We start from the raw sequence: 21684 nt of genomic DNA, 5'->3' as shown, positions 1-21684 counted from the left end.
TACAAAGGTTTTGTTAAATAACAATTACTTAATTATCAGTACGTTTCTGCCACGGAAACCTGCCCTCTATCTCAACTTCTATAGATATGCTTAAAAACGTACGGATAAGCACTATAACAGCCAGTATAAGCACCTGCTGCATGGTAGGGTTTGTAACAACGGTAGATATGATATCTCCCGCTACCAGTATTTCGAGCCCCAGCAGTATAGCCTTGCCCAGTTCCTGCCGAAGCAAACGGTAAGAGCGCGGTGTTATGCCCTGCCTTATAAACAGGAACCTGATTAAAGCCATAGCCATACCCGCAACTATAGTTATTATACCTGCTGCTTCCGTAAAACGGGCAATATAATCTATGTATAGTTTTATGTCTTCCATAACTTTAAAATTAGCTTTTATAAAATATAATAAAGTGAAAATGAGGTTAAAAAGCTACAGAAGCGTATCTGCTATTAATTATTATCTTTGCCCAAAATAAATGCTATGGCAACTTTTGAGGACTTCGACCTGCCCAAATCTTTACAAAAAGCAATAGATGAGCTTGGCTTTACCACCCCTACACCTATACAGCAGCGTGCTATGCCTGTTATACTTTCGGGCCGCGATATTATGGGTATTGCACAAACAGGTACAGGTAAAACATTTGCTTACCTGTTGCCGGTACTAAAGCAATGGAAGTTCGCCAAGACTGATACACCCCGTGTGGTAATTATAGTACCCACACGTGAGCTTGTGGTACAGGTAGCGGAAGAAACAGAAAAGCTTACACAATATATGTCGGTACGTGTGTTGGGCGTATATGGTGGTGTAAACATAAATACCCAAAAAAATAAGGTATATGAAGGCGTAGATATACTGGTGGGTACACCGGGACGCATAATGGATTTGGCGCTTGACGGAGTGGTGCGTTTTGATGCCCTGCAAAAACTGATAATAGATGAATTTGATGAAATTCTGAATCTTGGGTTCCGCTTTCAGGTAACCTCAATACTTTCAATGATGAAGCAGAAAAGGCAGAACATCCTTTTTTCTGCAACCATGACGGATGAAGTTGATGAAATGCTGAATGATTTTTTTGATTTTCCTGAAGAGGTATCGCTTGCACCATCGGGCACACCGCTTGAAAAGATAAAACAACAGGCTTACCATGTACCTAATTTCCTTACCAAGCTTAATCTACTGAAAGTGCTTTTACAAAGCGATGAGCTGCAAAGGGTGCTGGTTTTTGTAAATAACAAACGTACTGCCGACCTGGTTATAGAAAGCCTTGAAGAAGAATATGAAGGCCAGTTTGGTGTAATACACTCCAACAAATCACAGAATTACCGCCTTAACACTATGGCTGCATTTCAGGAAGGCGAGCTAAGAGGTATTGTTACCACTGATGTTATGGCACGCGGACTTGATATTTCGGGCATTACCCATGTTATTAATATAGAGTTTCCTGATGTGCCCGAGCAATATATACACCGTATTGGCCGTACCGGGCGGGCCGATGCCGAAGGTACAGCCATAAGCATGATAAGCCCTAAAGAAGAAGAGCAGCAAATAGAAACAGAACTGCTGATGGAGAAAGAACTTGAGCTGCTTCAACTTCCTGAAAATGTAAAAATTGAAGAAAAGCTGCTGGATTTTGAGAAAACCAAACAAAAAGTAAAGCAACTATTAAAAAAGCCTAAGCAAGAAGGCGGAGAAGCTTTTCATGACAAGAAAGATAAAAACAAGAAAGTAAACCTTGGCGGTCCCGGCAAGCGCACCCCCCGAAAAACAGCTCCAAGAAACCGAGCTGTTGAGGCTAAGCGTGCAGCAAAAAAGAAAAAAGGTAAATAATATTACTTCTTTTCCCTGATGGGTTTATTATCTGTAAACACAAGGCATACGGGTTGGCAAACTTCAATTTTTTTGCCGGTGTCCTGCAATATACCTGTTACTTTATCCCTCTTAAATATTACTATATTATTGCTGTTCTGGTTCGCCACCAGTACATAATTGCCCGTTGGGTCTATAGTAAAATTGCGGGGTGCTTCTCCCATAGTGCTTATCTGCTGCACCATATCAAGCTTTCCGTTAGCGTGTACCCGGAAAACGGTTATGTTGTTGGCGTTTCCCCTGTTGGTGGCATACAAGAACCTGCCGCTTTTTGTGATATGGATGTCAGCCGCACCGTTTTGCACAACCCTGTCAGTGGGTGCTACGGTAGTTTCCTGTATCGCGGTAAGGTTACCGGCGTTATAGCTGAAAGCAGTTAATGTTGCATCAAGCTCGTGGAGCAGGTACATAAAAATTCCGTTAGGGTTAAAAGCCAGATGGCGGGGGCCACTGCCCTTTTTTACATCTTTGGCTTCTTTTAAAACAAGTGTTTGCGCCCCTCCATCAGGGTTGTACTTATAGACATATACTTTATCGGTACCCAAATCATTGGCCAGTACATATCGCCTGTCAGGCGAAAAACAGACCATGTGCACGTGCGGGCTTTTCTGTCTTTCGGTTACACTGCTGCCTGTGTGGTTTACTACCTGTTTTGCATCTTTAAGGCTGCCGTCGGCGTTACGACTAAAAACCGCTATACTGCCGCCACTGTAGTTAGCAACAATAACATTTTTCTCATCACTAATTATATAACATGGGTCTGCACCTTTAGCATCTTTCTTATTCAAAAGCTTAAGCCTGCCGTTTTCAGGGTCATATTTAAATGCACTTACTGTACTCTCCCCCCCGTTTTCATTAACGCTATACACAAAGCTATTATCTGCCGATACAGTGAGGTAGCTTGGGTTAATAACACCTTTGGTATTGTCTTTCAGTTTGGTTTCGGCAGTTGCGGCGTCAAAATCATACACATATATGCCTTTGCTCTCGCATTGGTTGGTATAGGTACCCACAATAAGGTTATATTTTTCCTGAGCGTTTGCGTTCATAATCCCTAATAAAATGAGTAAACGGTAAAATTTCATTGTAAGTGGTTTGGGTCGTTAAAACAAAAATAGGTAATTAAAGCCTTATTTGCATTACACCCCGCAATTACTTGGCATATTTAGAATAAAAATTAGTATTTTTGACAAACTTAAAATCAGAATGCAGTTTAAACACCCGGAAATCCTTTACTTCCTTTTCCTGCTGGTTATACCCATTGTGGTGCATTTATTTCAACTGCGGCGTTTTCAAAAGCAATACTTTACCAATGTTAAGTTCTTAAAGGAGTTAAGCATGCAAACCCGTAAAAGCTCTGTCATAAAAAAATGGCTGCTGCTCTTTACAAGGCTATTTCTGCTAACCTGCCTTATCATTGCATTTGCCCAGCCTTATTTTAAAGCGGCTGGAGATGCTAACAAGGGGAATGAAATGGTGATACTGCTTGATAATTCTTTCAGTATGCAGGCCAAAGGCAGCAAGGGAGAACTATTAAAAAGGGCTGTACAGGATATACTGGAAAGCACCCCGGATGATAAAACATTCTCTGTAATTACAAATACATCTGCTTACTGGGATACCGATTCGCGTTCGGTGCAGAAAGAATTGCAAAACCTTAAGTACACAGATGTGCCTTTCCGCCCTGATTTCCTGCTTACTAAAGCACAGGCTAAAAATCCTTCTGCGGGAAGGGATATTGTCATCATTACTGATGCCGTAAACCTGCGCCCGGAAGATATAAGCTCATTAAGCCCCGACAGCCCCGTTTACTTTATTACACCCGAAGCGGAGAATATAGTAAATGTTTCTGTTGACAGCGTTTATATTGCCCAGGTACTGGATAACTTTTATGAGATAAACGTTACGCTACAGGCTTACGGAGAGGTTGATAATGAAATACCTATAGCACTGTATAACGGTAAAAACCTTACAGCTAAAACTGTTGTAAATTTTAGTGATACAAAGCAAACTGCTGCATTTACAATACCAAAGGCCGATTTTCATGGCTATGTAAGCATTGATGATAAAAGCCTTGTTTATGACAATACTTACTTTTTCAGCATTTCTAACCCTGAAAAATTGAATGTTACTGCCATAGGCGAAGCGGCACAAAATAATTTCCTCAAACGCATTTATACTGAAGATGAATTCAATTTTACAGCCTCAGAATTGCGTGCCCTCGACTACAACGCGCTGGAAAAGCAGGATGCGATAATCCTTAACGAACTACAGGAAATTCCGCAGTCGCTTGTCACAACGCTTAAATCGTTCTATGAAAAAGGCGGTAACATACTAATCATTCCCGCTAAGGAAGCTACTGCTCTAAACCTCAACAGCCTTACTACAGGCATAGCGGGTATTAACTACTCAGGGCCTGTAAACACAAAAAAACAGATTACAAAAATAGCTTTTAGCCATCCGCTGTATCAAAGCACATTCGAAAAAAGGACTGATAACTTCCAGTATCCTGAAACCAATTCAGGATTTACCCTTAATAATGGTGCCGCGGTATTATCTTATGCCGATGGTTCACCTTTCCTTGCATCTGCTACTAACAAACTCGGCAATATATATGCTTTTGCTGCGCCTTTAAACAATAACAACAGTAACTTCAGGAATTCCCCACTTATTGTGCCTACGCTCTATAACATGGCGCAAAACAACAGCCGTACAGGCATTAATGCTATAACTATCGGCAAAGGTGAAAGCCTGCTGCTTGACGCAGTACTTTCTAAAGATGAGGTTGTAACCGTACGCAATGAAAATACAGACTTCATCCCGATGCAGCAGGTTCTCAGCAATAAGGTAAAGTTGTCTTTCGGAGATTACCCAGAAGAAAGTGGAAATTATGCTGTATTTAAAGGCAATGAAAAGCTGAAAGATATCAGCTTTAACCATGCCCGTACTGAAAGCAACCTTAACCAGCAAAACAGCCGGATACTAAATGATTATACCATTACAGACTCTTTAGCCACAGTATATAACGATATACAGTCGGAACGTACTGCCAATGAGCTTTGGAAGTGGTTTATAATAGCTACGCTTATTTTTTTATTATTTGAACTTCTTATTCAAAAATTTGTAAAATGAACCTACTAATTAAAAATGCCGTTGTTACAGACAAAAGCAGTGCTTTAAACGGAACTGTAACCGATATTAAAATTGAAAACGGCATTATTAAGCAAATAGGAAAAGATATAACACCTGAACCCGGATTTGAGGTTCTGGAACTGGAAAACCTGCACATTTCGCAAGGATGGTTTGACAGCTCTGTAAGTTTTGGTGAACCCGGTTTTGAAGACCGTGAAACCATTGCAAATGGTTTAAACACCGCTGCTTTAAGCGGATTTACAGCTATTGCCCTTCAGCCTACAGGCAGCCCGATAGCCGATACACAGGCAGACATACACTTTTTGAAAGCTAAAGCAGCCGGGCACGCTACAAGCCTGTACCCTATTGGTACACTTACAAAAGGAAGCGAAGGAAAGGACATAGCCGAATTATTTGATATGCAGAATGCAGGGGCAGTAGCTTTCGGGGATTATAACAAACCCATTGCCGATGCTAACATCCTGAAGATTGCACTGCAATATGTACAGGATTTTAACGGGCTTGTTATTGCCTATGCGCTCGATGAAAAGATTAAAGGCAAAGGGGTTGTACACGAAGGCGCGGTAAGCACAAAGCTCGGACTTAAAGGCATACCGGCTTTAGCTGAAGAACTACAGATAGCCCGCAACCTGTTCCTGTTGGAATATACAGAAGGTAAAATGCACCTACCTACCGTTTCTACAGGCAAATCGGTACAGCTTGTGCGTGAAGCAAAAGCAAAAGGCTTACATGTAACGTGCAGCGTTGCAGTACACCATTTGGTTTTGACAGATGAAATGCTTACCGGCTTTGATACACGCTATAAAGTTGCGCCGCCACTTCGCCCCGAAACAGAAAGGCAGGCGCTTATTGATGGCGTGATTGACGGAACCATAGATGTTATTACATCTGACCACAACCCTATTGATATAGAAAATAAAAAGCTGGAGTTCGACCTTGCCAAAGACGGTACCATTGGACTTGAAAGTGCTTTTGGAGTATTGCTAACTGTACTGCCATTAGAAACTGTTATAGAAAAGCTGACCGCCGGTAAAGCTTTATTCGGGATTGAAGGCAACACTATTGCCGAGGGAAGTAAAGCAAACCTAACACTCTTTAACCCTGAAGTCGAGTATACTTTTACAAAGACAGATATACTTTCTAAATCAAAAAACTCTGCTTTTTTAGGACAGAGACTTAAAGGTAAGGCCTATGGCATCTACAATAACGGAAAATTAATCCTGAAAAAGTAATGGTATGAAAAAGCTACTCGGATTACTATTAATTATAACTGTCTTTTCTTGCGAAAAAGCTAAAGAGACAGTAAATAAAAGTGGGAAAGCTATGGGCGAAACCGCTACAGAGTTTATAGACGGGGTTGCAGAAGGTGTGGATGGCACACTGGATAGTAAAATTATACTTTCGGATTCATTAAAAGAAAAAGGGATAAACATTGGTAAATACCGGATAGAAAAAGACTCTGTTGGTAATAACAACATGCTTGTTATTTACATAATCACAGAGAAAGATTTTAATGATGTACTTACTTTTAAGGTTTTCGATAAAAATAATGTTGAATACGGCAGGCAAACCCTTGAGTTGAACAGCAAAGAGGGTAAAGCCGCTTACTATGATGTTACATTCGACAAAAGGACTGACATAGAATCTAAAAGCATTATAAAAGTTGACTGATATGAATTTTAATACAGTTGAAGAAGGAAAAACTATAGCCATAGTAAGTTATCTTACTATTTTCGGTTCGGTAATAGCAATAGTGATGAACAACGACAAGAAGAATACTTTTGCTTCATTCCACATAAGGCAGGCTTTGGGTATTATATTATTATTTTTTGCCCTTGGCTATCCTATCGGCTATTTTGACAGCTGGATGGTTTCATCAGCTTTCTATCTTTTTTTCTTTATATTGTGGATATATGGGTTTATTGGCGCTGTGCAGGGCCAAATGTATCTTGTGCCTGTTTTGGGCCCGTTTTTTCAAAAAATTTTTAAAGGTTTATAATGCAGAATACTTTATCACTATACCACCTTGTAAGGCAGCCAAAAGTAAAAAAAGACAAAAACCCTCTACTGTTGCTTTTGCATGGCTACGGCAGTAACGAGGAAGATCTTTTTTCGTTTGCAGAACAATTGCCGGATGAATATTTAATAGTTTCGGCACGCGCTCCCTACAGCTTACCTCCTTATGGTAATGCATGGTATGCCATTAATTTTGATGCAGGCATGAATAAATTTTCTGATGAGGTACAGGCTGTAGCTTCACGCGACCTGATTGCAAAATTTATTGATGAGCTCATAGAGGCATACCCTGTAGATAAAGAAAAAATAACGCTTATAGGTTTTAGCCAGGGAGCCATACTCAGCTATGCGGTTGCGCTAACCTATCCGAAAAAGACACAAAGGGTTGCAGCACTAAGCGGCTATCTTAATACTGATATAGCAGGTAAAGAGTATAGTAAAGATGAACTTGCCAAATTAAAGCTGTTTATATCACACGGTACGGCAGACCAGGTTATACCTGTAGATTGGGCGCGAAAAGCACCTGAGTTTTTCAGGAATTTAGGCATCGAAACTGAGTATCATGAATATCCGGTTGGACACGGTGTAGCTCCGCAAAATTTTTATGATTTACTGAGTTGGATGGAGAAAACGGCTTGATTTTCGGCTCTAACATATTCATATAAAGAAGAAAGCTAAGTTTACACTTAGCTTTCTTCTTTATCGTCTCCTGTTATTTGTTGTTCCTCTATAGCGGCACCTGCATATTGCAAGACTCCGCCTTTAAGCAGCGAGTATCCGTTTTGCGTTTGCAGTGTCCATACGTTATTTTTATAAGGAGCCCCCTCTTTTTCGCGCTTTAATAGTATACCCACATTTTCTTCAGGCAGGAACAGCTCTGCACGGTTACCGTTTTCCTCAAAAATGATAAATGCACTTTTAGATATGCCTTCACTTTTTAGCTCCTCAATGCTGTTAAGGCGATAACCCTCTTCAAACACGCGTATGCATTCGTTACGGATGACCGACCACCTGTAACCTGCTGAGAGTACGCAGCCGTTAGCGTCTTTATCTGTACCCAGCATCACTTTTTTATCTGCAGGCACAACAGCATTATCGTCTTCACGGTCTTTCAGCATAAAATCGCAGGCGCAAAACAAAAAGGTTACAGCAACCAGTGCTAACAGCTTTTTCATATCCGGGTAAAATTGGGAACTAAAAGTACAAAAATATTTAATACATGCTGTGTGTGTGCACCAGTGTTTCTATAGGCTCATAAGTAACCTCGCCGTTATCTTCAATAAAGTATTTTATAAGTACTTCACCCCACATTTTACCATCGGTAAAATCGGCTATAACCCAACGGTTATTCAGCACTTTTATCTTATTAATACGGAAAGGTGCATTATTAATTGAAGGATAGTTGATAAGCGGGTTGCCTGCTTCATTATTGTTGAGCTTGTAAAGCCCGTCCCTCACCTTTATACTTATCTGGTCTGCATCCTGGTCCCTGAAATAATTACGGGCATTAAGGTTTTGGTTTAACGAAAAATAATCTGCCCTCTCTAAAAGATCTCTATTCACCGCAAGACTGTCCTCCAGCTTCTTTATTTTTCCTGAAACCGATGTATTATGTTTCTCTTCAAAAGCAAGGCGGTTACTAAAATACATGTAGGTGAAAATGTTAATCAGTAACGAAAAAATGAAAAGGTACAGGTATAAATTCTTTTTCATCGGGTAATTATATAGTTATTTCAAGGTTATCATAAGCTAGAAAAACATTTTCGGGAAGCATGTCCTCAACTTCGGCATGAAATCCCATCAGGTGACTTATATGCGTCAGGTACGCTTTTTCAGGTTTTACTTCATTTACCAACTGAAGGGCATCTTCAATATTAAAATGAGTTGCATGCGGCTCAAACCTTAGTGCACTTACCACTAAAACGTTTACACCTTTAAGCTTTTCAATCTCTTCAGGCTCTATGTGTTTCACATCAGTCAGGTAGGCAAACGCACCTACCCTGTAGCCAAGCACTTCGAGCGAGCCATGATAAGCCAAAACAGGAATTGCTGTTTTGTCGGCTATCGCAAAAGGTTCATTTGCGTTTACTTCATTTATCTTTACCGATGGCGCCCCCGGATATTTATCCTCTTCTTCAAAAATATAATCAAAACGCTTTTTTAGGCTTTCTATTACTCTTTTTTGGGCATAAATGGGTATATCACCCTGACGGAAGAAAAAAGGCCTTATATCGTCGAGGCCTGCAGTGTGGTCGGCGTGTTCGTGGGTGAATAATATTCCATCTAACCTGCTGCATCCTGAAACCAGCATCTGCTGCCTGAAATCGGGCCCGCAGTCTATAACGAAAGAAGCGCCCTCCCAGTACATCCACACACTTACGCGCAGGCGTTTGTCTCTCGGATCACTACTAAGGCAAACCGGGTGGTCAGACCCTATTACCGGTATGCCCTGAGATGTTCCTGTACCTAAAAAACGAACCTTCAAAATAAGCTGATTTTTTTACAAAAATAACATTATTTGTTTTATTAGAGTCTTTGATTCTTTAACTTTGCAATAGAACATATAAGCTATGAAGTTAACGGATAAAGACATTACCCTTAAGGGCGATAAAATCATAGAACACGTACCTTCTATAAAAGACAAGACTTTACGCATTAACCTGAACGAAAATATTTACGGCACATTCTCTGAAATTGGCGCAGGCCAGGAAACCGTAAGGCATTTTTTTCGTGCAGGCGGTTCTTCAGGAACCATAGCAAAAGCAATGTCAGCTTATGATAAAGACTTCAGCGATGCCATATATGGCGTTGAAGACGACGGGCGCTACGTTACCGAAAGCAGGCTGAAGAAAATGCTTACCCACGAGGTTAAGATTATAGAAAGCAGGCTTAAAAGGGAGAAGCATCCTCATAAAATGTTCTTTAGCTATGCCAACACTGTAGCCACGATAGATTTTGCAAAGCAATTTAAAGGCCACGGCTGGGTTGGCATAAAATATCAGGTAGAGCCGGATGAAGATTATAACGAAATAATACTGCACATCCGCTTTAAGGAGAATGATGCAAGGCTGCAGCAGGAAACACTGGGCATATTGGGTGTTAACCTTATATATGGTGCTTTTTATAAGTACAATGACCCGAAAAAACTACTGCGCTACCTGTATGACCACCTTGATAAAGACCAGCTTGAAATAGATACCATCAACTTTTCGGGCCCGCGCTTTGCCAATGTAGATAACCGCCTTATGAGCCTTCAGCTTGTAAAGAACGGTATGACCGATGCGGTGATGTTTAACCCTGACGGGCATAATGTTTTGCCTGCGGCAGTACTTTACAAAAAGAACATACTTGCACTGCGTGGCAGCTTCCGTCCAGTAACAAAGGTTAACATGGACATCCTGCAAAAATCGCATGAGATGTTCCTCGAAGAAAATAAGGTAGATAAAGAAAAAACCCTTGTTGTTTTTGAAATTACCCTATCTAACCTGCGGAGTGAAGGCGAGATTGATGAACGCGACTTTTTAGACAGGGCCGAGCTGCTTTGCTCAATTGGTCAAACGGTAATGATATCTAACTTCCAGGAATATTATAAAGTTGTAGAATACTTCAGTAACTATACCAAAGCCCGTATGGGGCTTGCAATGGGGGTAAATAACCTTATTGATATTTTTGACGAAAAATACTACCGCCATCTTAGCGGAGGAATACTGGAAGCATTTGGTAAACTGTTTTACCGTGACCTGAAGGTATTTTTGTACCCAATGAAAGATGAAGACGGTACTATTATAAACTCTGAAAACCTTAAAGTACACCCAAGGATGAAAGAGCTTTATAAGTTCTTTAAATTTAATGGTAAAGTGGTAGATATTCCGGGGGTTAAAGAAGAATACCTGGAAATATTCTCGAGGGAAGTGCTTAAAATGATCAATAAAGGACAGAGCGGATGGGAGCACATGCTGCCGGAAGGTATTGCAGATCTTATTAAGAAAAACCACTTGTTTGGTTACGACCCTAAAAAGCTGCTACCTGCACACACTGATGAAACAGTAGAAAATCCATAAGCGGGGGCTTTCTACACAAATTTCTCGTATCGTGCCCTGACAAAATTAAATGTACCATAGCATATAAGGCCCAATGCAATTGCAGCAAGCATGTAGGCACCATAAGATAATTCCTGCAAGAATTGAAATGCTTTAGAAGTATTTCCGGCGTTGGAAGCATTAGCCTCCCATGCCGCTTTTAAAAATAACCAGGCTAATAGCAGCCATACAAGCCCTCGTGCCATATAGCCTATTTTACCTGCCGTCATCATAGCTTTCCTGCTTTTCTCATTAACTGCCTTATCTACGTGCTTTTTATATTTCTCCGAATACCCGTAATAAAGCTGATAAATCCCTACACCTAATAGTATGAGAGCGCCAATACCCACAAGCACCTGTCCGAAAGGTTTTGTCAGCAACTCTCTTGCCATGCTTTCCTTACTGTCGTTACCACCAGCAGACGCACTTATAAATAATTTCCGCACCACCTGAAAGGTAATACTGCCATAGGCTAATGCGCTAAAAAGATAACGGGCCCTTTTGGCATATTCCTTCTTTTTATCATCGCCACTGTTGCTGCTGCTTCCCTTAAATGCCTGGATGAGCCTCCATATACAATAGCATATCAGCCCAATAGCCAATAAACCCAACAGTACTTGCCCGCCCGGTTGCCTGTATAAAAAATTGAACACACCGTTTTTATCTGTATCACCGGTAGATTTTCCGTTGATATTAAAAGCTGCCATTAATGTTATCAAACCCAATAAAGAATAAACAATTCCTTTGGCAACAAAGCCTGCTTTGGCAATAAATTCAAATTTTGATGAAGAAGCCCTTAGTGTGGTCATTATGATGGTTTTTAATAAAATTACCACATATTATTTATCTTAAATATTAACGGCTTCACAAGGATGTATTAAATAAATAAAAAATGCAGCCTGAGGCTGCATTTTTTATTTTAATATCTGCGCTGCGTGTGCTTTTGTCTTTACATCGGTAATTACATCATCAATTATACCTTCTTCATTTATAATAAAGGTGATACGGTGTATGCCGTCATACTCTTTGCCCATAAATTTTTTAGGCCCCCATACGCCAAAAGCATTTATAACCTCTTTATCTTCATCGGCAATTAGCGGAAACGGAAAACTAAATTTATCCCTGAATTTTCCTTGGGCTTTTGCGCTGTCAGCACTAACTCCTAACAGTGCATAGTTGGCAGCCTGAAAACGTTCATAGTTGTCACGCAAATCGCATGCTTCGGCGGTGCAGCCAGGTGTATTCGCTTTAGGGTAAAAAAATACAACAAGCTTTTTACCTTTATAGTCGCTAAGCGTGTGGGTAGTACCATCCTGGTCTTTACCTGAAAACTCAGGCGCTTTATCTCCTTTTTTTAATGTTGTCATAGTATTATATTTGTTTTCATAAATGTACGAAAAATGACAAAATCAGAAAAGGTACAATTTGCTATAACCACTCTTGACGAAATATACCCAACGGTACCGATACCACTCGACCATAGAGACCCCTACACCCTGCTGATAGCCGTATTAATGTCGGCGCAAAGCACCGATGTTCGCGTAAACCAAATCACGCCCCTGTTGTTTGAACGTGCCGATAACCCTTATGCAATGGTGAAACTATCTGTAGAAGAAATAAGGGAAATTATAAAGCCTGTGGGTCTTTCGCCTATGAAAGCTAAGGGGATACACGGGCTATCTGAAATTTTGATTGAAAAGCACAATGGCGAAGTACCCGCCAGTTTTAAAGACCTTGAAGCCCTGCCTGCTGTAGGGCATAAAACGGCTAGTGTTGTTATGAGCCAGGCTTTTGGTGTTCCTGCCTTTCCGGTAGATACCCATATACACAGGCTTATGTACCGCTGGGGCTTTAGCAATGGCAAAAATGTAGAGCAAACCGAGAAAGATGCCAAAAGGCTTTTTCCTGAAGCGTTGTGGAACAAGCTACATTTGCAGATAATATGGTATGGGCGCGAGTACAGCCCGGCACGTGGCTGGAACCTTGAAAAAGATATTATAACCCGCACTATAGGCAGAAAAACCGTACTTGAAGAGTATTACAAAAAAGCCTCCCGTAAATAGGAGGCTTATTAGTTAGTTCGCAACGCTTTCAAACATTCCGTTAGAAGTTTTAAGTATTTTAAGCGCTTTAGAGTAGCTCAGTATAAAATCAATAGTCTCTTTTTTAGGTAACATTTTAGGAGCTTCTAATTTTTTTTTAGAGTAGAGTTTTGCCATATATAAAATTATTGGTTTAGTTTTATACATAACGCAACCCCGTGCCCTATATTGCCTAATTTGTCAAAATAATATTATTTTTTTCAATTACTTTCCTCAGGTTCATAAGCGCATAGCGCATCCTGCCCAGCGCGGTGTTAATACTAACCCCGGTAACATCAGCTATTTCTTTAAAGCTCATATCCTGGTAAATGCGCATTTGCAGTACCTGTTTCTGGTCTTCAGGCAATTCTTCAATAAGCCTTTGCACGTCATTTTCTACCTGGTCGGTAATAATACGGCTTTCAATGTTAGGGCTGTTATCACTCATTATAGAAAAAATAGAGAACTCCTCCGTTTCACGGAACATCGGCATTTTCTTATTTCTCCTGAAGTGATCTACAATAAGGTTATGCGAAATACGCATTACCCACGGAAGGAACTTACCCTCTTCATTGTAAGAGTTCGCCTTTAATGTTTTTATCACTTTGATAAAAGTATCCTGAAAGATATCATCTGCGATATCCCTGTCGGTTACCTTAGAGTAGATAAAACCATAAATTTTTGATTGGTGCCTGTTAATTAAAGATGCAAGAGCATTTTCATCTCCGCAAATATAATTCTTAACCAGCACAGCGTCCGGGATTACAACATTAGCCATAGCAACACTTTTTAGTTTTGAAATTGGGTTTTCGATAAATACCGGCAAGCCGGTTCTAAAAAGTAGTTTTGTCTATAGGCAAACGTTAATTTTGAATTAATTATAAGCCAAATATAATATAAATATTTTGTTAAATACAAGGTGTAACTTAAACTTTAACATTTAAAATATAATAATAGTTGTTAAAAAACCTTTATAACCTGTTGAAGTTTTAATTAGTCATTCGGCCTGTACCAATATATAAATAAATAAAAAAGCCTCTTAAAAAGAGGCCGATTGTATAATTGTGTTTTCTGTCTTACTTACTTTATAAATTCAATTTTTTGTGCTTCTTCAAGATTTACACTGTCAAAAAAGCCCTGCTCGTTCATCCACTCATCGCTGAATACTTTGCTCATGTAGCGCGAACCATGGTCAGGGAAGATTAGCACAACATTACTTTTTTCATCAAACTCGCCCAGTTCTGCATACTGCTTTACTGCCTGAAATGCAGCTCCGCTGGTGTAGCCTACAAATAAACCTTCTGTTTTGGCAATATGCCTCGCAGCATGGGCACTGTCTTCGTCAGATACTTTAATGAATTTATCAATAACATCAAAATCAGTAGCGGTTGGTATAAGGTTTTTGCCAAGTCCTTCTATCCTGTAAGGGTATATCTCGTCACTGTCAAATTCCCTTGTTTCGTGGTATTTTTTAAGTACAGAGCCATAGGCATCTACACCAAGCACTTTAATATCCGGATTTTTTTCTTTAAGGAAACGCGCCGCGCCCGATATAGTTCCTCCTGTACCGCTACAGGCTATCAGGTGGGTTATTTTTCCTTTGGTTTGCTCCCATATCTCCGGGCCGGTGGTTTTGTAATGGGCATCAACATTAAGGTCATTAAAATACTGGTTTATGTAAACCGAACCTTTTGTTTCTTCGTGAAGCCTTTTTGCGACATTATAGTAAGAGCGCGGGTCATCTGCACTAACGTGTGCCGGGCAAACATAAACTTTTGCCCCCATGGCGCGTAACATATCAATTTTGTCTTTAGAAGATTTAGAGCTTACTGCAAGTACACAGTCATATCCTTTAATAATGCTTACCATTGCCACACTAAAGCCTGTATTGCCCGAAGTGGTTTCTATAATTGTATCTCCCGGTTTAAGGATTCCCCTTCTTTCGGCTTCTTCAATTATATATAAGGCAATTCTGTCTTTTGTGGAGTGGCCCGGATTAAAAGCTTCTACTTTAGCGTAAAAATTTCCTTTAAGTCCTTCGGTAATTTTATTGATCTTAATCAGCGGTGTGTTACCAATTAATTCCAATACATTATTATAGGCGTTTATTTCTTCTTTCATAAAAAATAAGTTAATCAAGGTAAACCGTGCACAAAGTTTTTAAACCTCAAAACCTTGCAAATCTAACAAAAAAAATTTAATTACTTTTTAATTCCTTCTAAATCTAACAAAAAACTGTACTCTTTGGCTACTTCCTTAAGCGCCTCAAAACGGCCCGAAGCGCCGCCGTGGCCTGCCTCCATATTGGTATCGAGGTACAGCACATTATCATCTGTTTTCATAACCCTTAGCCTTGCAACCCATTTTGCAGGCTCCCAGTACTGCACCTGAGAATCGTGCAGGCCTGTTGTAACCAGCATATTAGGATATGCCTGTGCAGTAACATTATCATAAGGTGAATATGACTTCATATAATCGTAGTAAACTTTGTCATTAGGGTTACCCCACTCATCATACTCGCCTGTGGTAAGCGGTATGCTGTCATCAAGCATTGTGGTAACCACATCTACAAAAGGTACCTGTGCAATAACGCCGTTATATAGCTGTGGCGCCATGTTTACAATTGCTCCCATAAGCAATCCTCCGGCTGAACCGCCTTCGGCATATAAATGTTTTGGAGAAGTGTAGCCTTCGGCTATAACAAATTCAGAGCAATCTATAAAATCGGTAAATGTATTTTTCTTTTTAAGCAGCTTGCCATCTTCATACCATTCACGGCCGAGGTCTTCTCCCCCGCGTATGTGCGCAATGGCATATATAAAGCCCCTGTCTAAAAGGCTTAACCTTACAGATGAAAAGTAAGGATCCATACTTGCGCCATAAGAACCGTAGGCATATAGCAGCAACGGATTTTTACCATTTCTCTCAATTCCTTTACGGTACACCATAGAGATTGGTATTTTAGTACCATCGTTTGCAGTAGCCCAAATACGCTCTTCAACATAATTGTTTTTGTCAAACTTGCCGCCCAACACTTCCTGCTCTTTCATTACAGTCTTCTCCTTCGTTTTCATATTGAAGTCTATAACAGACGATGGCGTTGCAAGGCTTTGGTAGCTGTAGCGTAGTATATCGGTATCAAAGTCCGGGTTAGACGCTGTTCCCGCAGTATAAGTTTCGCTTTCAAAAGGCAGGTAGTACTCCTCCCCTTTCCATGGGCGTATGCGTATTTTGTTCAGCCCGTTAGAACGTTCAGAAATTACAAGATAATCTTTAAATATATCGAGGTCTTCCACCAATACATCTTTACGGTGCGGTATAAGGTCTTTCCAATTATCCTTTCCGGTTTTTCCTTCAGGAGTAACCATTACCTTAAAGTTAGTTGCCTTGTCTTTATTAGTAAGTACATACCATTTATCCTGATAATGCGAAATGCTGTATTCTAAACCACGTGTGCGGGGCTGGAATATCTTAAACTCGCCATCAGGCTTTTTGGCATCCAGTATCCTGAATTCAGAAGTCAGCGTACTGCTGCTGCCGATAACAAGGTATTTTTTTGATTTTTCTTTATAAACAAATGTCGCGAATGTTTCATCCTCTTCATGAAAAACCACTTTGTCTTCTTTAGCAGGGGTCCCCAGCTTGTGTTTGTAAATATACTCTGAACGCAGGGTAACAGGATCTTTACGGCTGTAAAACAAAGTCTTGTTATCACCTGCCCAGGTAGAGCCACCGGTAGTGTTTTCAATTTTTACAGGCTGTATTTCTCCTGTTTTAAGGTTTTTAACTTGAATAGTGTATTGCCTGCGCGAAACGGTATCTACACCAAAAGCCACCCAGATATTATCTTCACTTACATTTAAACCACCTAAATGAAAATAAGAATGGCCTTTAGCCATTTCATTACAATCAAACATTATTTCTTCGGGGGCTGTAAGGCTTCCTTTTTTACGGGAATATATTGGGTAATCTTTTCCTTTTTCGTAGCGTGTAATATAGTAGTAGCCGTTGTAATAATAAGGTACAGACGAATCGTCTTCCTTAATCCTTGCCTTCATCTCTTCAAAAAGGTCTTCCCTGAACTTTTTGGTATGGGCGGTCATCTTTTCATAATACTCATTTTCCGCCTCAAGATAGCTTATCACTTCTGGGTTTTCCCTTTCATTAAGCCAGTAGTAGTTATCGGTACGCACATCGCCGTGCTTTTCTAATTTCTTTGGCTTTATAGCTGCTTTTGGTGGAGTGGGTATTTCCGTCATTGGTGTTTTTTTCGATTGCGCGTTGGCGGCAAAAATAACACAAACACAGCTTAAAAATAAGTGTTTTTTCATTCTTTTAATGAATTAGCATATAACCTCGCAATTTAATATTTTTGTGATATAATCATTTAATAAAATTCGTAAAAATGTTTGGAGATATTATGGGAATGATGGGTAAAATTAAAGAAACCCAGCAAAAGATAGAAGAAACTAAAAAAAGGCTCGACACAGTACTTGTTGATGAGCAAAGCAATGATGGTTTGCTTAAGATAACTCTTACAGCAAACAGGCAGGTAAAAGCCATTACAGTAGATGATTCACTACTGGAAGATAAAGAACAACTGGAAGACTACCTTATCATGGTGATGAACAAAGCCCTTGATAAAGCATCTGCTGTTAATGAAGCTGAGCTTGGCGCGGTAGCAAAAGAAGGCATGCCAAACATACCGGGGCTGGATATGTTTTCTTAATAATAGGAATCAGGAATTAGGCATAAGGCAATAGTAAAATCCGAAAACGCCCAATCGTAATTGATTGGGCGTTTTATATTTATTTAATTTCAGTTAAATAGCTTTACTACTTTCTACTATTGCCTGTTGCCTATTGCCTTTTCCCTCTTGCCTTTTCCCTCTTGCCTTTTCCCTCTTGGCTCTTCCCTATTGCCTATTCCTAATCCCTATTTACTTAAAGCGCAAGCTTACTCAGTGTCTCTACCACATAATGGTGCATTACCTCTTTATAATCCAGGTGAGTAACTATTCGCAGCTTACCTTTTCCCAACGAACTGATGGCAATATTTTTTTGCTTTAACTTTTCTATCAGGGCTGTTTCGCTATATCCCTCTTTAACCGAAAATATCAGGATATTAGTTTCTACAGGCTCTACCTTTTCAACCCAAGGCCTTTGTGCCAGTACAGCACCAAGCTCTTTGGCGCGTTTATGGTCGTTCTCCAGCCTGCCTACGTTGTTTTGCAGTGCATATAATCCTGCTGCCGCAAGGTAGCCGGCCTGGCGCATGCCGCCGCCCAGTATCTTACGCACCCGAAGTGCATTCTTAATCGTCTCTTTATCGCTTACAAGCAGCGAACCAACCGGAGCGCCTAACCCTTTAGAAAGACAAACCGAAATGGTATCAAACAGCTCCCCGAATTGCTTAGGGTGCTGCCGTTTTGCCACTAGTGCATTCCACAGGCGCGCGCCGTCAAGGTGGTACTTCAGGTCATGCTGCCTGCATACCTCTTTTATTTCTTTCAGGGTTTCTATTTCATAACAGGCACCGCCACCTTTATTGGTTGTATTTTCTATACTTACAAGGCTTGTTAGCGGGCTGTGGTAAAAATCAGGCGGGTTTATAGCCGCCTCTACCTGCTGTGCAGTTATCATGCCGCGGTCGCCATCTACAAGACAGCACGACACACCGCTGTTAAACGATGCACCTCCACCCTCATAATGGAAAATATGCGACCATTTATCACATATAACCTGCTCCCCCGGGTTGGTATGCAGTTTAATAGCTGTCTGGTTTGCCATAGTGCCCGAAGGGAAAAACAAAGCAGCCTCCATTCCAAACAGGTCGGCAACGGTTTCCTCCAGTTCGTTTACCGCAGGGTCCTGTTTATACACATCGTCACCCACTTTAGCCCTGAACATTTGCTGCAGCATTTCGTGTGTGGGTTTGGTAACCGTGTCGCTAATTAAATTTATTTCCATATTATGAAAAGGATGGCTTACTTTTGCAATACAAAACTACATGAATTTATGACAAATACCGAACAAATAAAAGGTATTATGGAGCGCCTTGGTGCGCTGAGGAGGTATCTTTGACATCGACAGGAAGTTAATAGAAATTGCCAACGAAGAAGAAAAGACTTTTGCCCCTGATTTCTGGAACAATGCCCGCGAGGCAGAAAAGATCGTGAAAGAGCTGCGCTCTAAGAAAAAGTGGGTGGAAGACTATAACAAAGCCAACAACTTAGGTGAAGAGCTGCAAATAGTATATGAGTTTTTTAAGGAGGGCGATGCCACCGAAGAAGAACTTGATGCACAGTATGAGCAAACCGTTACCCATTTAGAAGACCTGGAATTCCGTAATATGCTTAGCGATGAAGGCGACAGCATGAGCGCGGTTTTACAGATAACAGCCGGTGCCGGCGGTACCGAAAGCTGCGACTGGGCAAGCATGCTTATGCGTATGTATATTATGTGGGGCGAAAAGCACGGCTATAAGGTAAAAGAGCTTAACTATCAGGCAGGCGAGGTTGCCGGAATAAAAACCGTGACCCTTGAGTTTGACGGTGAATTTTCTTTCGGGTATCTGAAAGGCGAAAACGGTGTTCACAGGCTGGTGCGTATTTCACCTTTTGACAGCAACGCCAAGCGCCATACCTCATTTGCTTCTGTTTATGTCTACCCGCTTGCCGATGATACCATCGAGATAGAAATCAGCCCTGCTGATATATCATGGGAAACCATGCGATCCAGCGGTGCGGGCGGGCAAAATGTGAACAAGGTAGAAACTGCCGTAAGGCTTCGCCACCACCCTACTGGTATTATTATCGAGAACTCGGAAACCCGTTCCCAGCTTGATAACAAGACAAAAGCCATGCAGCTCTTAAAATCGCAGTTATATGAGATTGAGCTTAAAAAGCGACAGGCAATGCGAGACGAAATTGAAGCAAACAAGATGAAAATTGAGTGGGGTTCTCAAATACGCAACTACGTTATGCACCCGTACAAGCTGGTAAAAGACGTACGTACCGCTCATGAAACCAGCGATGTAGATGCTGTGATGAATGGCGATATTGATGAATTCCTTAAAGCCTATTTAATGATGATGGGGCAGAAAAAAGAGGAATAATTCCGCATAAATTTTTATTTAACAGATTTTAACACCCTAAAGCACGGTTTCTTTCTAAAAATTAGTTGTACTTTAGGGTGTTGCTTTAACGTTTGTTAACATTTATTCTTAAATATGTTTGCAGTACCTGAAACCATAATACCCCATAATGAAAAATTAAGGCTTAAAAAGCTGTATGACTATCAGGTATTGGATACCCATCCTGAAGATACTTTCGACAAAATTACTTTTGTTGCCATGCAGGTGCTTAAAACACCTTATGCTTTTTTAACTTTTGTAGATGAAGACAGGGTATTTTTTAAATCGAACATTAGCGATTTCCAGGGCAATATAGCTGCGCGCGAAAACTTTCCGTGCTCGCTGGCAATCCTTAACGATGGCTTCAGCATTTTTTATGACACCCATGATATTGATTACCTAAAAGAAGGTTATATATGTGGTGAAGGTGGTGTGCGTTTTTATGCCGCTGCACCACTAAAATCTCCCGAAGGTTTTTTACTGGGCACGCTCTGCGTAGCGGATGTTAAACCCAGGACGACACCGCTAAATGATGTAGAGCTTAATATATTAAAATCGCTATCAGAGGTTGTAGTAAATAAACTTGAAAGCAGGCTCCGCTATAAAAAGCTGCTCCGCTCGCAAAACGAGCTGATGAGCCTTACACTTCACGAACTTAAAAACCCGCTTGCATCAATCAAGCTTGCAAATGAAGTTATGAAGAAGGAGCCGACAAGGCTTGAGCCTATGACGGACATGATAAAGGAGAGCGTATTAAGAATGCAGGACAAGCTGCACGAACTGCTAAAACAATCAGAAACCGAAGAAGAGCTGAAACTGAATATTGAAGAAACTAACCTTGAAGAATTAATCAGCGGGCTTATAAAAAATTTCGAACTTCTGGCCAGGCGCAAAAACCAGCAGGTTAAATTTGAATTTGACCCTGCTACCCCAACAATACCTCTCGATAAGGCAAAAATATCTGATGTATTTTTTAACCTGCTCAGCAATGCCATTAAATATTCTTACCAGGATTCTGAAATAAAAATCATTGTAAAGATGGAGGGCAGTATGGTATGCATTGAATTTAGGGACCAGGGCCAGGGGCTTAGCAGTGATGATATAGATAAACTGTTCCGCAAATTTGCCAAGCTAAGTGCCAAACCCACCGGCAAAGAGACTTCTAACGGGTTGGGGCTGTCTATCTGTAAGTCGCTTGTTGAGATGCACAAAGGTAAAATATTCGCCGAAAGCCCGGGTAAAGATCAAGGCTCTTCATTCTTTGTACTGCTGCCCCTGCACAGCAAAAATGAAGATAACAGCAAAATAAATACTTTATAATTTTTAACACACTTTATTACAACATTAAGTAAAA

At 40.6% G+C, this 21684-nt stretch carries 23 protein-coding genes; 11 read left to right on the top strand and 12 right to left on the bottom strand.

Annotated elements, in window-relative coordinates; translation table 11 throughout:
* Window positions 1–28 precede the first annotated feature (28 nt).
* A complete protein-coding gene (locus KJK34_RS01520) occupies window positions 29–376 on the bottom strand; it encodes a DUF1622 domain-containing protein (RefSeq protein ID WP_223052078.1) in 348 nt (115 codons plus the stop codon).
* A 105-nt stretch (window positions 377–481) separates the two neighbouring features.
* On the opposite strand from KJK34_RS01520, the gene KJK34_RS01515 reads away from it, so the two are divergent.
* Window positions 482–1828 (top strand): DEAD/DEAH box helicase, encoded by a 1347-nt coding sequence (locus KJK34_RS01515; protein ID WP_223052077.1) that lies wholly within the window; start codon window positions 482–484, stop codon window positions 1826–1828.
* Between the two features lie 2 nt (window positions 1829–1830).
* On the opposite strand, the gene KJK34_RS01510 is transcribed toward KJK34_RS01515, so the two are convergent.
* Complete coding sequence (locus KJK34_RS01510) at window positions 1831–2952, bottom strand: lactonase family protein (protein WP_236937557.1); 1122 nt, start codon at window positions 2950–2952, stop codon at window positions 1831–1833.
* 121 nt (window positions 2953–3073) lie between these two features.
* On the opposite strand from KJK34_RS01510, the gene KJK34_RS01505 reads away from it, so the two are divergent.
* Genes KJK34_RS01505 through KJK34_RS01485 form a run of 5 tightly spaced genes read left to right on the top strand, consistent with a single transcriptional unit; the run spans window position 3074 to window position 7675 of the window.
* The gene (locus KJK34_RS01505; protein ID WP_223052076.1) at window positions 3074–4999 is read left to right on the top strand and encodes a vWA domain-containing protein; all 1926 of its coding nucleotides are present in this window, start codon (window positions 3074–3076) and stop codon (window positions 4997–4999) included.
* Window positions 4996–6252 carry a dihydroorotase gene (locus tag KJK34_RS01500; protein WP_223052075.1) on the top strand — a complete coding sequence of 419 codons (1257 nt, stop codon included), beginning with the start codon at window positions 4996–4998 and terminating at the stop codon, window positions 6250–6252. Before KJK34_RS01505 ends, KJK34_RS01500 begins: the two co-directional genes overlap by 4 nt.
* Before the next feature lie 4 nt (window positions 6253–6256).
* Window positions 6257–6691: a hypothetical protein gene (locus tag KJK34_RS01495; RefSeq protein ID WP_223052074.1), complete on the top strand. Its 435-nt coding sequence runs from the start codon at window positions 6257–6259 to the stop codon at window positions 6689–6691.
* Between the two features lies 1 nt (window position 6692).
* Entirely contained in the window at window positions 6693–7019 is a 327-nt protein-coding gene (locus tag KJK34_RS01490) for a DUF4870 domain-containing protein (protein ID WP_223052073.1), read from the top strand.
* Window positions 7019–7675, top strand: a complete 657-nt coding sequence (locus tag KJK34_RS01485) for an alpha/beta hydrolase (RefSeq protein ID WP_223052072.1) — start codon at window positions 7019–7021, stop codon at window positions 7673–7675. Before KJK34_RS01490 ends, KJK34_RS01485 begins: the two co-directional genes overlap by 1 nt.
* A gap of 47 nt (window positions 7676–7722) precedes the next feature.
* On the opposite strand, the gene KJK34_RS01480 is transcribed toward KJK34_RS01485, so the two are convergent.
* The 3 genes from KJK34_RS01480 to KJK34_RS01470 are packed head-to-tail and all read right to left on the bottom strand — an operon-like array spanning window position 7723 to window position 9521.
* Window positions 7723–8211: a hypothetical protein gene (locus tag KJK34_RS01480; RefSeq protein WP_223052071.1), complete on the bottom strand. Its 489-nt coding sequence runs from the start codon at window positions 8209–8211 to the stop codon at window positions 7723–7725.
* Window positions 8212–8248: 37 nt separating this feature from the next.
* Complete coding sequence (locus KJK34_RS01475) at window positions 8249–8749, bottom strand: hypothetical protein (RefSeq protein WP_223052070.1); 501 nt, start codon at window positions 8747–8749, stop codon at window positions 8249–8251.
* A 7-nt stretch (window positions 8750–8756) separates the two neighbouring features.
* On the bottom strand, window positions 8757–9521 hold the full coding sequence (locus tag KJK34_RS01470; protein ID WP_223052069.1) for an MBL fold metallo-hydrolase: 765 nt from the start codon (window positions 9519–9521) through the stop codon (window positions 8757–8759).
* Between the two features lie 85 nt (window positions 9522–9606).
* Here KJK34_RS01470 and KJK34_RS01465 point away from each other — a divergent pair, with 85 nt between their 5' ends.
* Window positions 9607–11097: a TonB-dependent receptor gene (locus KJK34_RS01465; protein ID WP_223052068.1), complete on the top strand. Its 1491-nt coding sequence runs from the start codon at window positions 9607–9609 to the stop codon at window positions 11095–11097.
* 11 nt (window positions 11098–11108) lie between these two features.
* On the opposite strand, the gene KJK34_RS01460 is transcribed toward KJK34_RS01465, so the two are convergent.
* A complete protein-coding gene (locus KJK34_RS01460; protein ID WP_223052067.1) occupies window positions 11109–11924 on the bottom strand; it encodes a DUF1206 domain-containing protein in 816 nt (271 codons plus the stop codon).
* 105 nt (window positions 11925–12029) lie between these two features.
* Window positions 12030–12482, bottom strand: a complete 453-nt coding sequence (gene bcp / locus KJK34_RS01455; RefSeq protein WP_223052066.1) for a thioredoxin-dependent thiol peroxidase — start codon at window positions 12480–12482, stop codon at window positions 12030–12032.
* Window positions 12483–12515: 33 nt separating this feature from the next.
* Here bcp and KJK34_RS01450 point away from each other — a divergent pair, with 33 nt between their 5' ends.
* Window positions 12516–13178 (top strand): endonuclease III domain-containing protein, encoded by a 663-nt coding sequence (locus KJK34_RS01450; RefSeq protein WP_223052065.1) that lies wholly within the window; start codon window positions 12516–12518, stop codon window positions 13176–13178.
* A gap of 12 nt (window positions 13179–13190) precedes the next feature.
* On the opposite strand, the gene KJK34_RS01445 is transcribed toward KJK34_RS01450, so the two are convergent.
* From KJK34_RS01445 to KJK34_RS01430, 4 genes are all read right to left on the bottom strand, one after another.
* Window positions 13191–13334 (bottom strand): hypothetical protein, encoded by a 144-nt coding sequence (locus KJK34_RS01445; RefSeq protein ID WP_223052064.1) that lies wholly within the window; start codon window positions 13332–13334, stop codon window positions 13191–13193.
* A 55-nt stretch (window positions 13335–13389) separates the two neighbouring features.
* A complete protein-coding gene (locus KJK34_RS01440; RefSeq protein ID WP_223052063.1) occupies window positions 13390–13974 on the bottom strand; it encodes an RNA polymerase sigma factor in 585 nt (194 codons plus the stop codon).
* A gap of 302 nt (window positions 13975–14276) precedes the next feature.
* A complete protein-coding gene (gene capA / locus KJK34_RS01435; protein WP_223052062.1) occupies window positions 14277–15317 on the bottom strand; it encodes a cysteate synthase in 1041 nt (346 codons plus the stop codon).
* Between the two features lie 80 nt (window positions 15318–15397).
* On the bottom strand, window positions 15398–17527 hold the full coding sequence (locus KJK34_RS01430) for a S9 family peptidase (protein WP_223052061.1): 2130 nt from the start codon (window positions 17525–17527) through the stop codon (window positions 15398–15400).
* Window positions 17528–17601: 74 nt separating this feature from the next.
* On the opposite strand from KJK34_RS01430, the gene KJK34_RS01425 reads away from it, so the two are divergent.
* Window positions 17602–17925, top strand: a complete 324-nt coding sequence (locus tag KJK34_RS01425; RefSeq protein ID WP_223052060.1) for a YbaB/EbfC family nucleoid-associated protein — start codon at window positions 17602–17604, stop codon at window positions 17923–17925.
* Window positions 17926–18139: 214 nt separating this feature from the next.
* Here KJK34_RS01425 and KJK34_RS01420 read toward each other — a convergent pair whose 3' ends face one another.
* Window positions 18140–19165, bottom strand: a complete 1026-nt coding sequence (locus tag KJK34_RS01420; protein ID WP_223052059.1) for a threonine aldolase family protein — start codon at window positions 19163–19165, stop codon at window positions 18140–18142.
* Window positions 19166–19213: 48 nt separating this feature from the next.
* Between KJK34_RS01420 and prfB the strand changes: the two genes are divergently transcribed.
* Together prfB and KJK34_RS01410 are read left to right on the top strand one after the other, a co-directional pair.
* A protein-coding gene (gene prfB, locus KJK34_RS01415; RefSeq protein WP_223052058.1) for a peptide chain release factor 2 occupies window positions 19214–20312 on the top strand; the annotation gives its coding sequence in 2 pieces (ribosomal slippage) (window positions 19214–19276 and window positions 19278–20312; 1098 coding nt in all).
* A 114-nt stretch (window positions 20313–20426) separates the two neighbouring features.
* On the top strand, window positions 20427–21650 hold the full coding sequence (locus KJK34_RS01410; protein ID WP_223052057.1) for a GAF domain-containing sensor histidine kinase: 1224 nt from the start codon (window positions 20427–20429) through the stop codon (window positions 21648–21650).
* Window positions 21651–21684: the final 34 nt, after the last annotated feature.

Source organism: Flavobacterium coralii, from assembly GCF_019891545.1.
GTDB lineage: Bacteria > Bacteroidota > Bacteroidia > Flavobacteriales > Flavobacteriaceae > Flavobacterium > Flavobacterium coralii.
This window is presented reverse-complemented; position numbering and strand designations above follow the sequence as displayed.

Excerpts from the sequence above, each read along its gene's own strand:
- KJK34_RS01510 (WP_236937557.1), bottom strand. The coding sequence starts at position 2,952 with ATGAAATTTTACCGTTTACTCATTTTATTAGGGATTATGAACGCAAAC.
- KJK34_RS01490 (WP_223052073.1), top strand. The coding sequence starts at position 6,693 with ATGAATTTTAATACAGTTGAAGAAGGAAAAACTATAGCCATAGTAAGT.
- capA (WP_223052062.1), bottom strand. The coding sequence starts at position 15,317 with ATGAAAGAAGAAATAAACGCCTATAATAATGTATTGGAATTAATTGGT.
- bcp (WP_223052066.1), bottom strand. The coding sequence starts at position 12,482 with ATGACAACATTAAAAAAAGGAGATAAAGCGCCTGAGTTTTCAGGTAAA.
- KJK34_RS01495 (WP_223052074.1), top strand. The coding sequence starts at position 6,257 with ATGAAAAAGCTACTCGGATTACTATTAATTATAACTGTCTTTTCTTGC.
- KJK34_RS01440 (WP_223052063.1), bottom strand. The coding sequence starts at position 13,974 with ATGGCTAATGTTGTAATCCCGGACGCTGTGCTGGTTAAGAATTATATT.
- KJK34_RS01465 (WP_223052068.1), top strand. The coding sequence starts at position 9,607 with ATGAAGTTAACGGATAAAGACATTACCCTTAAGGGCGATAAAATCATA.
- KJK34_RS01485 (WP_223052072.1), top strand. The coding sequence starts at position 7,019 with ATGCAGAATACTTTATCACTATACCACCTTGTAAGGCAGCCAAAAGTA.
- KJK34_RS01500 (WP_223052075.1), top strand. The coding sequence starts at position 4,996 with ATGAACCTACTAATTAAAAATGCCGTTGTTACAGACAAAAGCAGTGCT.
- KJK34_RS01520 (WP_223052078.1), bottom strand. The coding sequence starts at position 376 with ATGGAAGACATAAAACTATACATAGATTATATTGCCCGTTTTACGGAA.
- KJK34_RS01425 (WP_223052060.1), top strand. The coding sequence starts at position 17,602 with ATGTTTGGAGATATTATGGGAATGATGGGTAAAATTAAAGAAACCCAG.
- KJK34_RS01430 (WP_223052061.1), bottom strand. The coding sequence starts at position 17,527 with ATGAAAAAACACTTATTTTTAAGCTGTGTTTGTGTTATTTTTGCCGCC.
- KJK34_RS01460 (WP_223052067.1), bottom strand. The coding sequence starts at position 11,924 with ATGACCACACTAAGGGCTTCTTCATCAAAATTTGAATTTATTGCCAAA.
- KJK34_RS01420 (WP_223052059.1), bottom strand. The coding sequence starts at position 19,165 with ATGGAAATAAATTTAATTAGCGACACGGTTACCAAACCCACACACGAA.
- KJK34_RS01475 (WP_223052070.1), bottom strand. The coding sequence starts at position 8,749 with ATGAAAAAGAATTTATACCTGTACCTTTTCATTTTTTCGTTACTGATT.
- KJK34_RS01450 (WP_223052065.1), top strand. The coding sequence starts at position 12,516 with ATGACAAAATCAGAAAAGGTACAATTTGCTATAACCACTCTTGACGAA.
- KJK34_RS01410 (WP_223052057.1), top strand. The coding sequence starts at position 20,427 with ATGTTTGCAGTACCTGAAACCATAATACCCCATAATGAAAAATTAAGG.
- KJK34_RS01480 (WP_223052071.1), bottom strand. The coding sequence starts at position 8,211 with ATGAAAAAGCTGTTAGCACTGGTTGCTGTAACCTTTTTGTTTTGCGCC.
- KJK34_RS01505 (WP_223052076.1), top strand. The coding sequence starts at position 3,074 with ATGCAGTTTAAACACCCGGAAATCCTTTACTTCCTTTTCCTGCTGGTT.
- KJK34_RS01445 (WP_223052064.1), bottom strand. The coding sequence starts at position 13,334 with ATGGCAAAACTCTACTCTAAAAAAAAATTAGAAGCTCCTAAAATGTTA.
- KJK34_RS01515 (WP_223052077.1), top strand. The coding sequence starts at position 482 with ATGGCAACTTTTGAGGACTTCGACCTGCCCAAATCTTTACAAAAAGCA.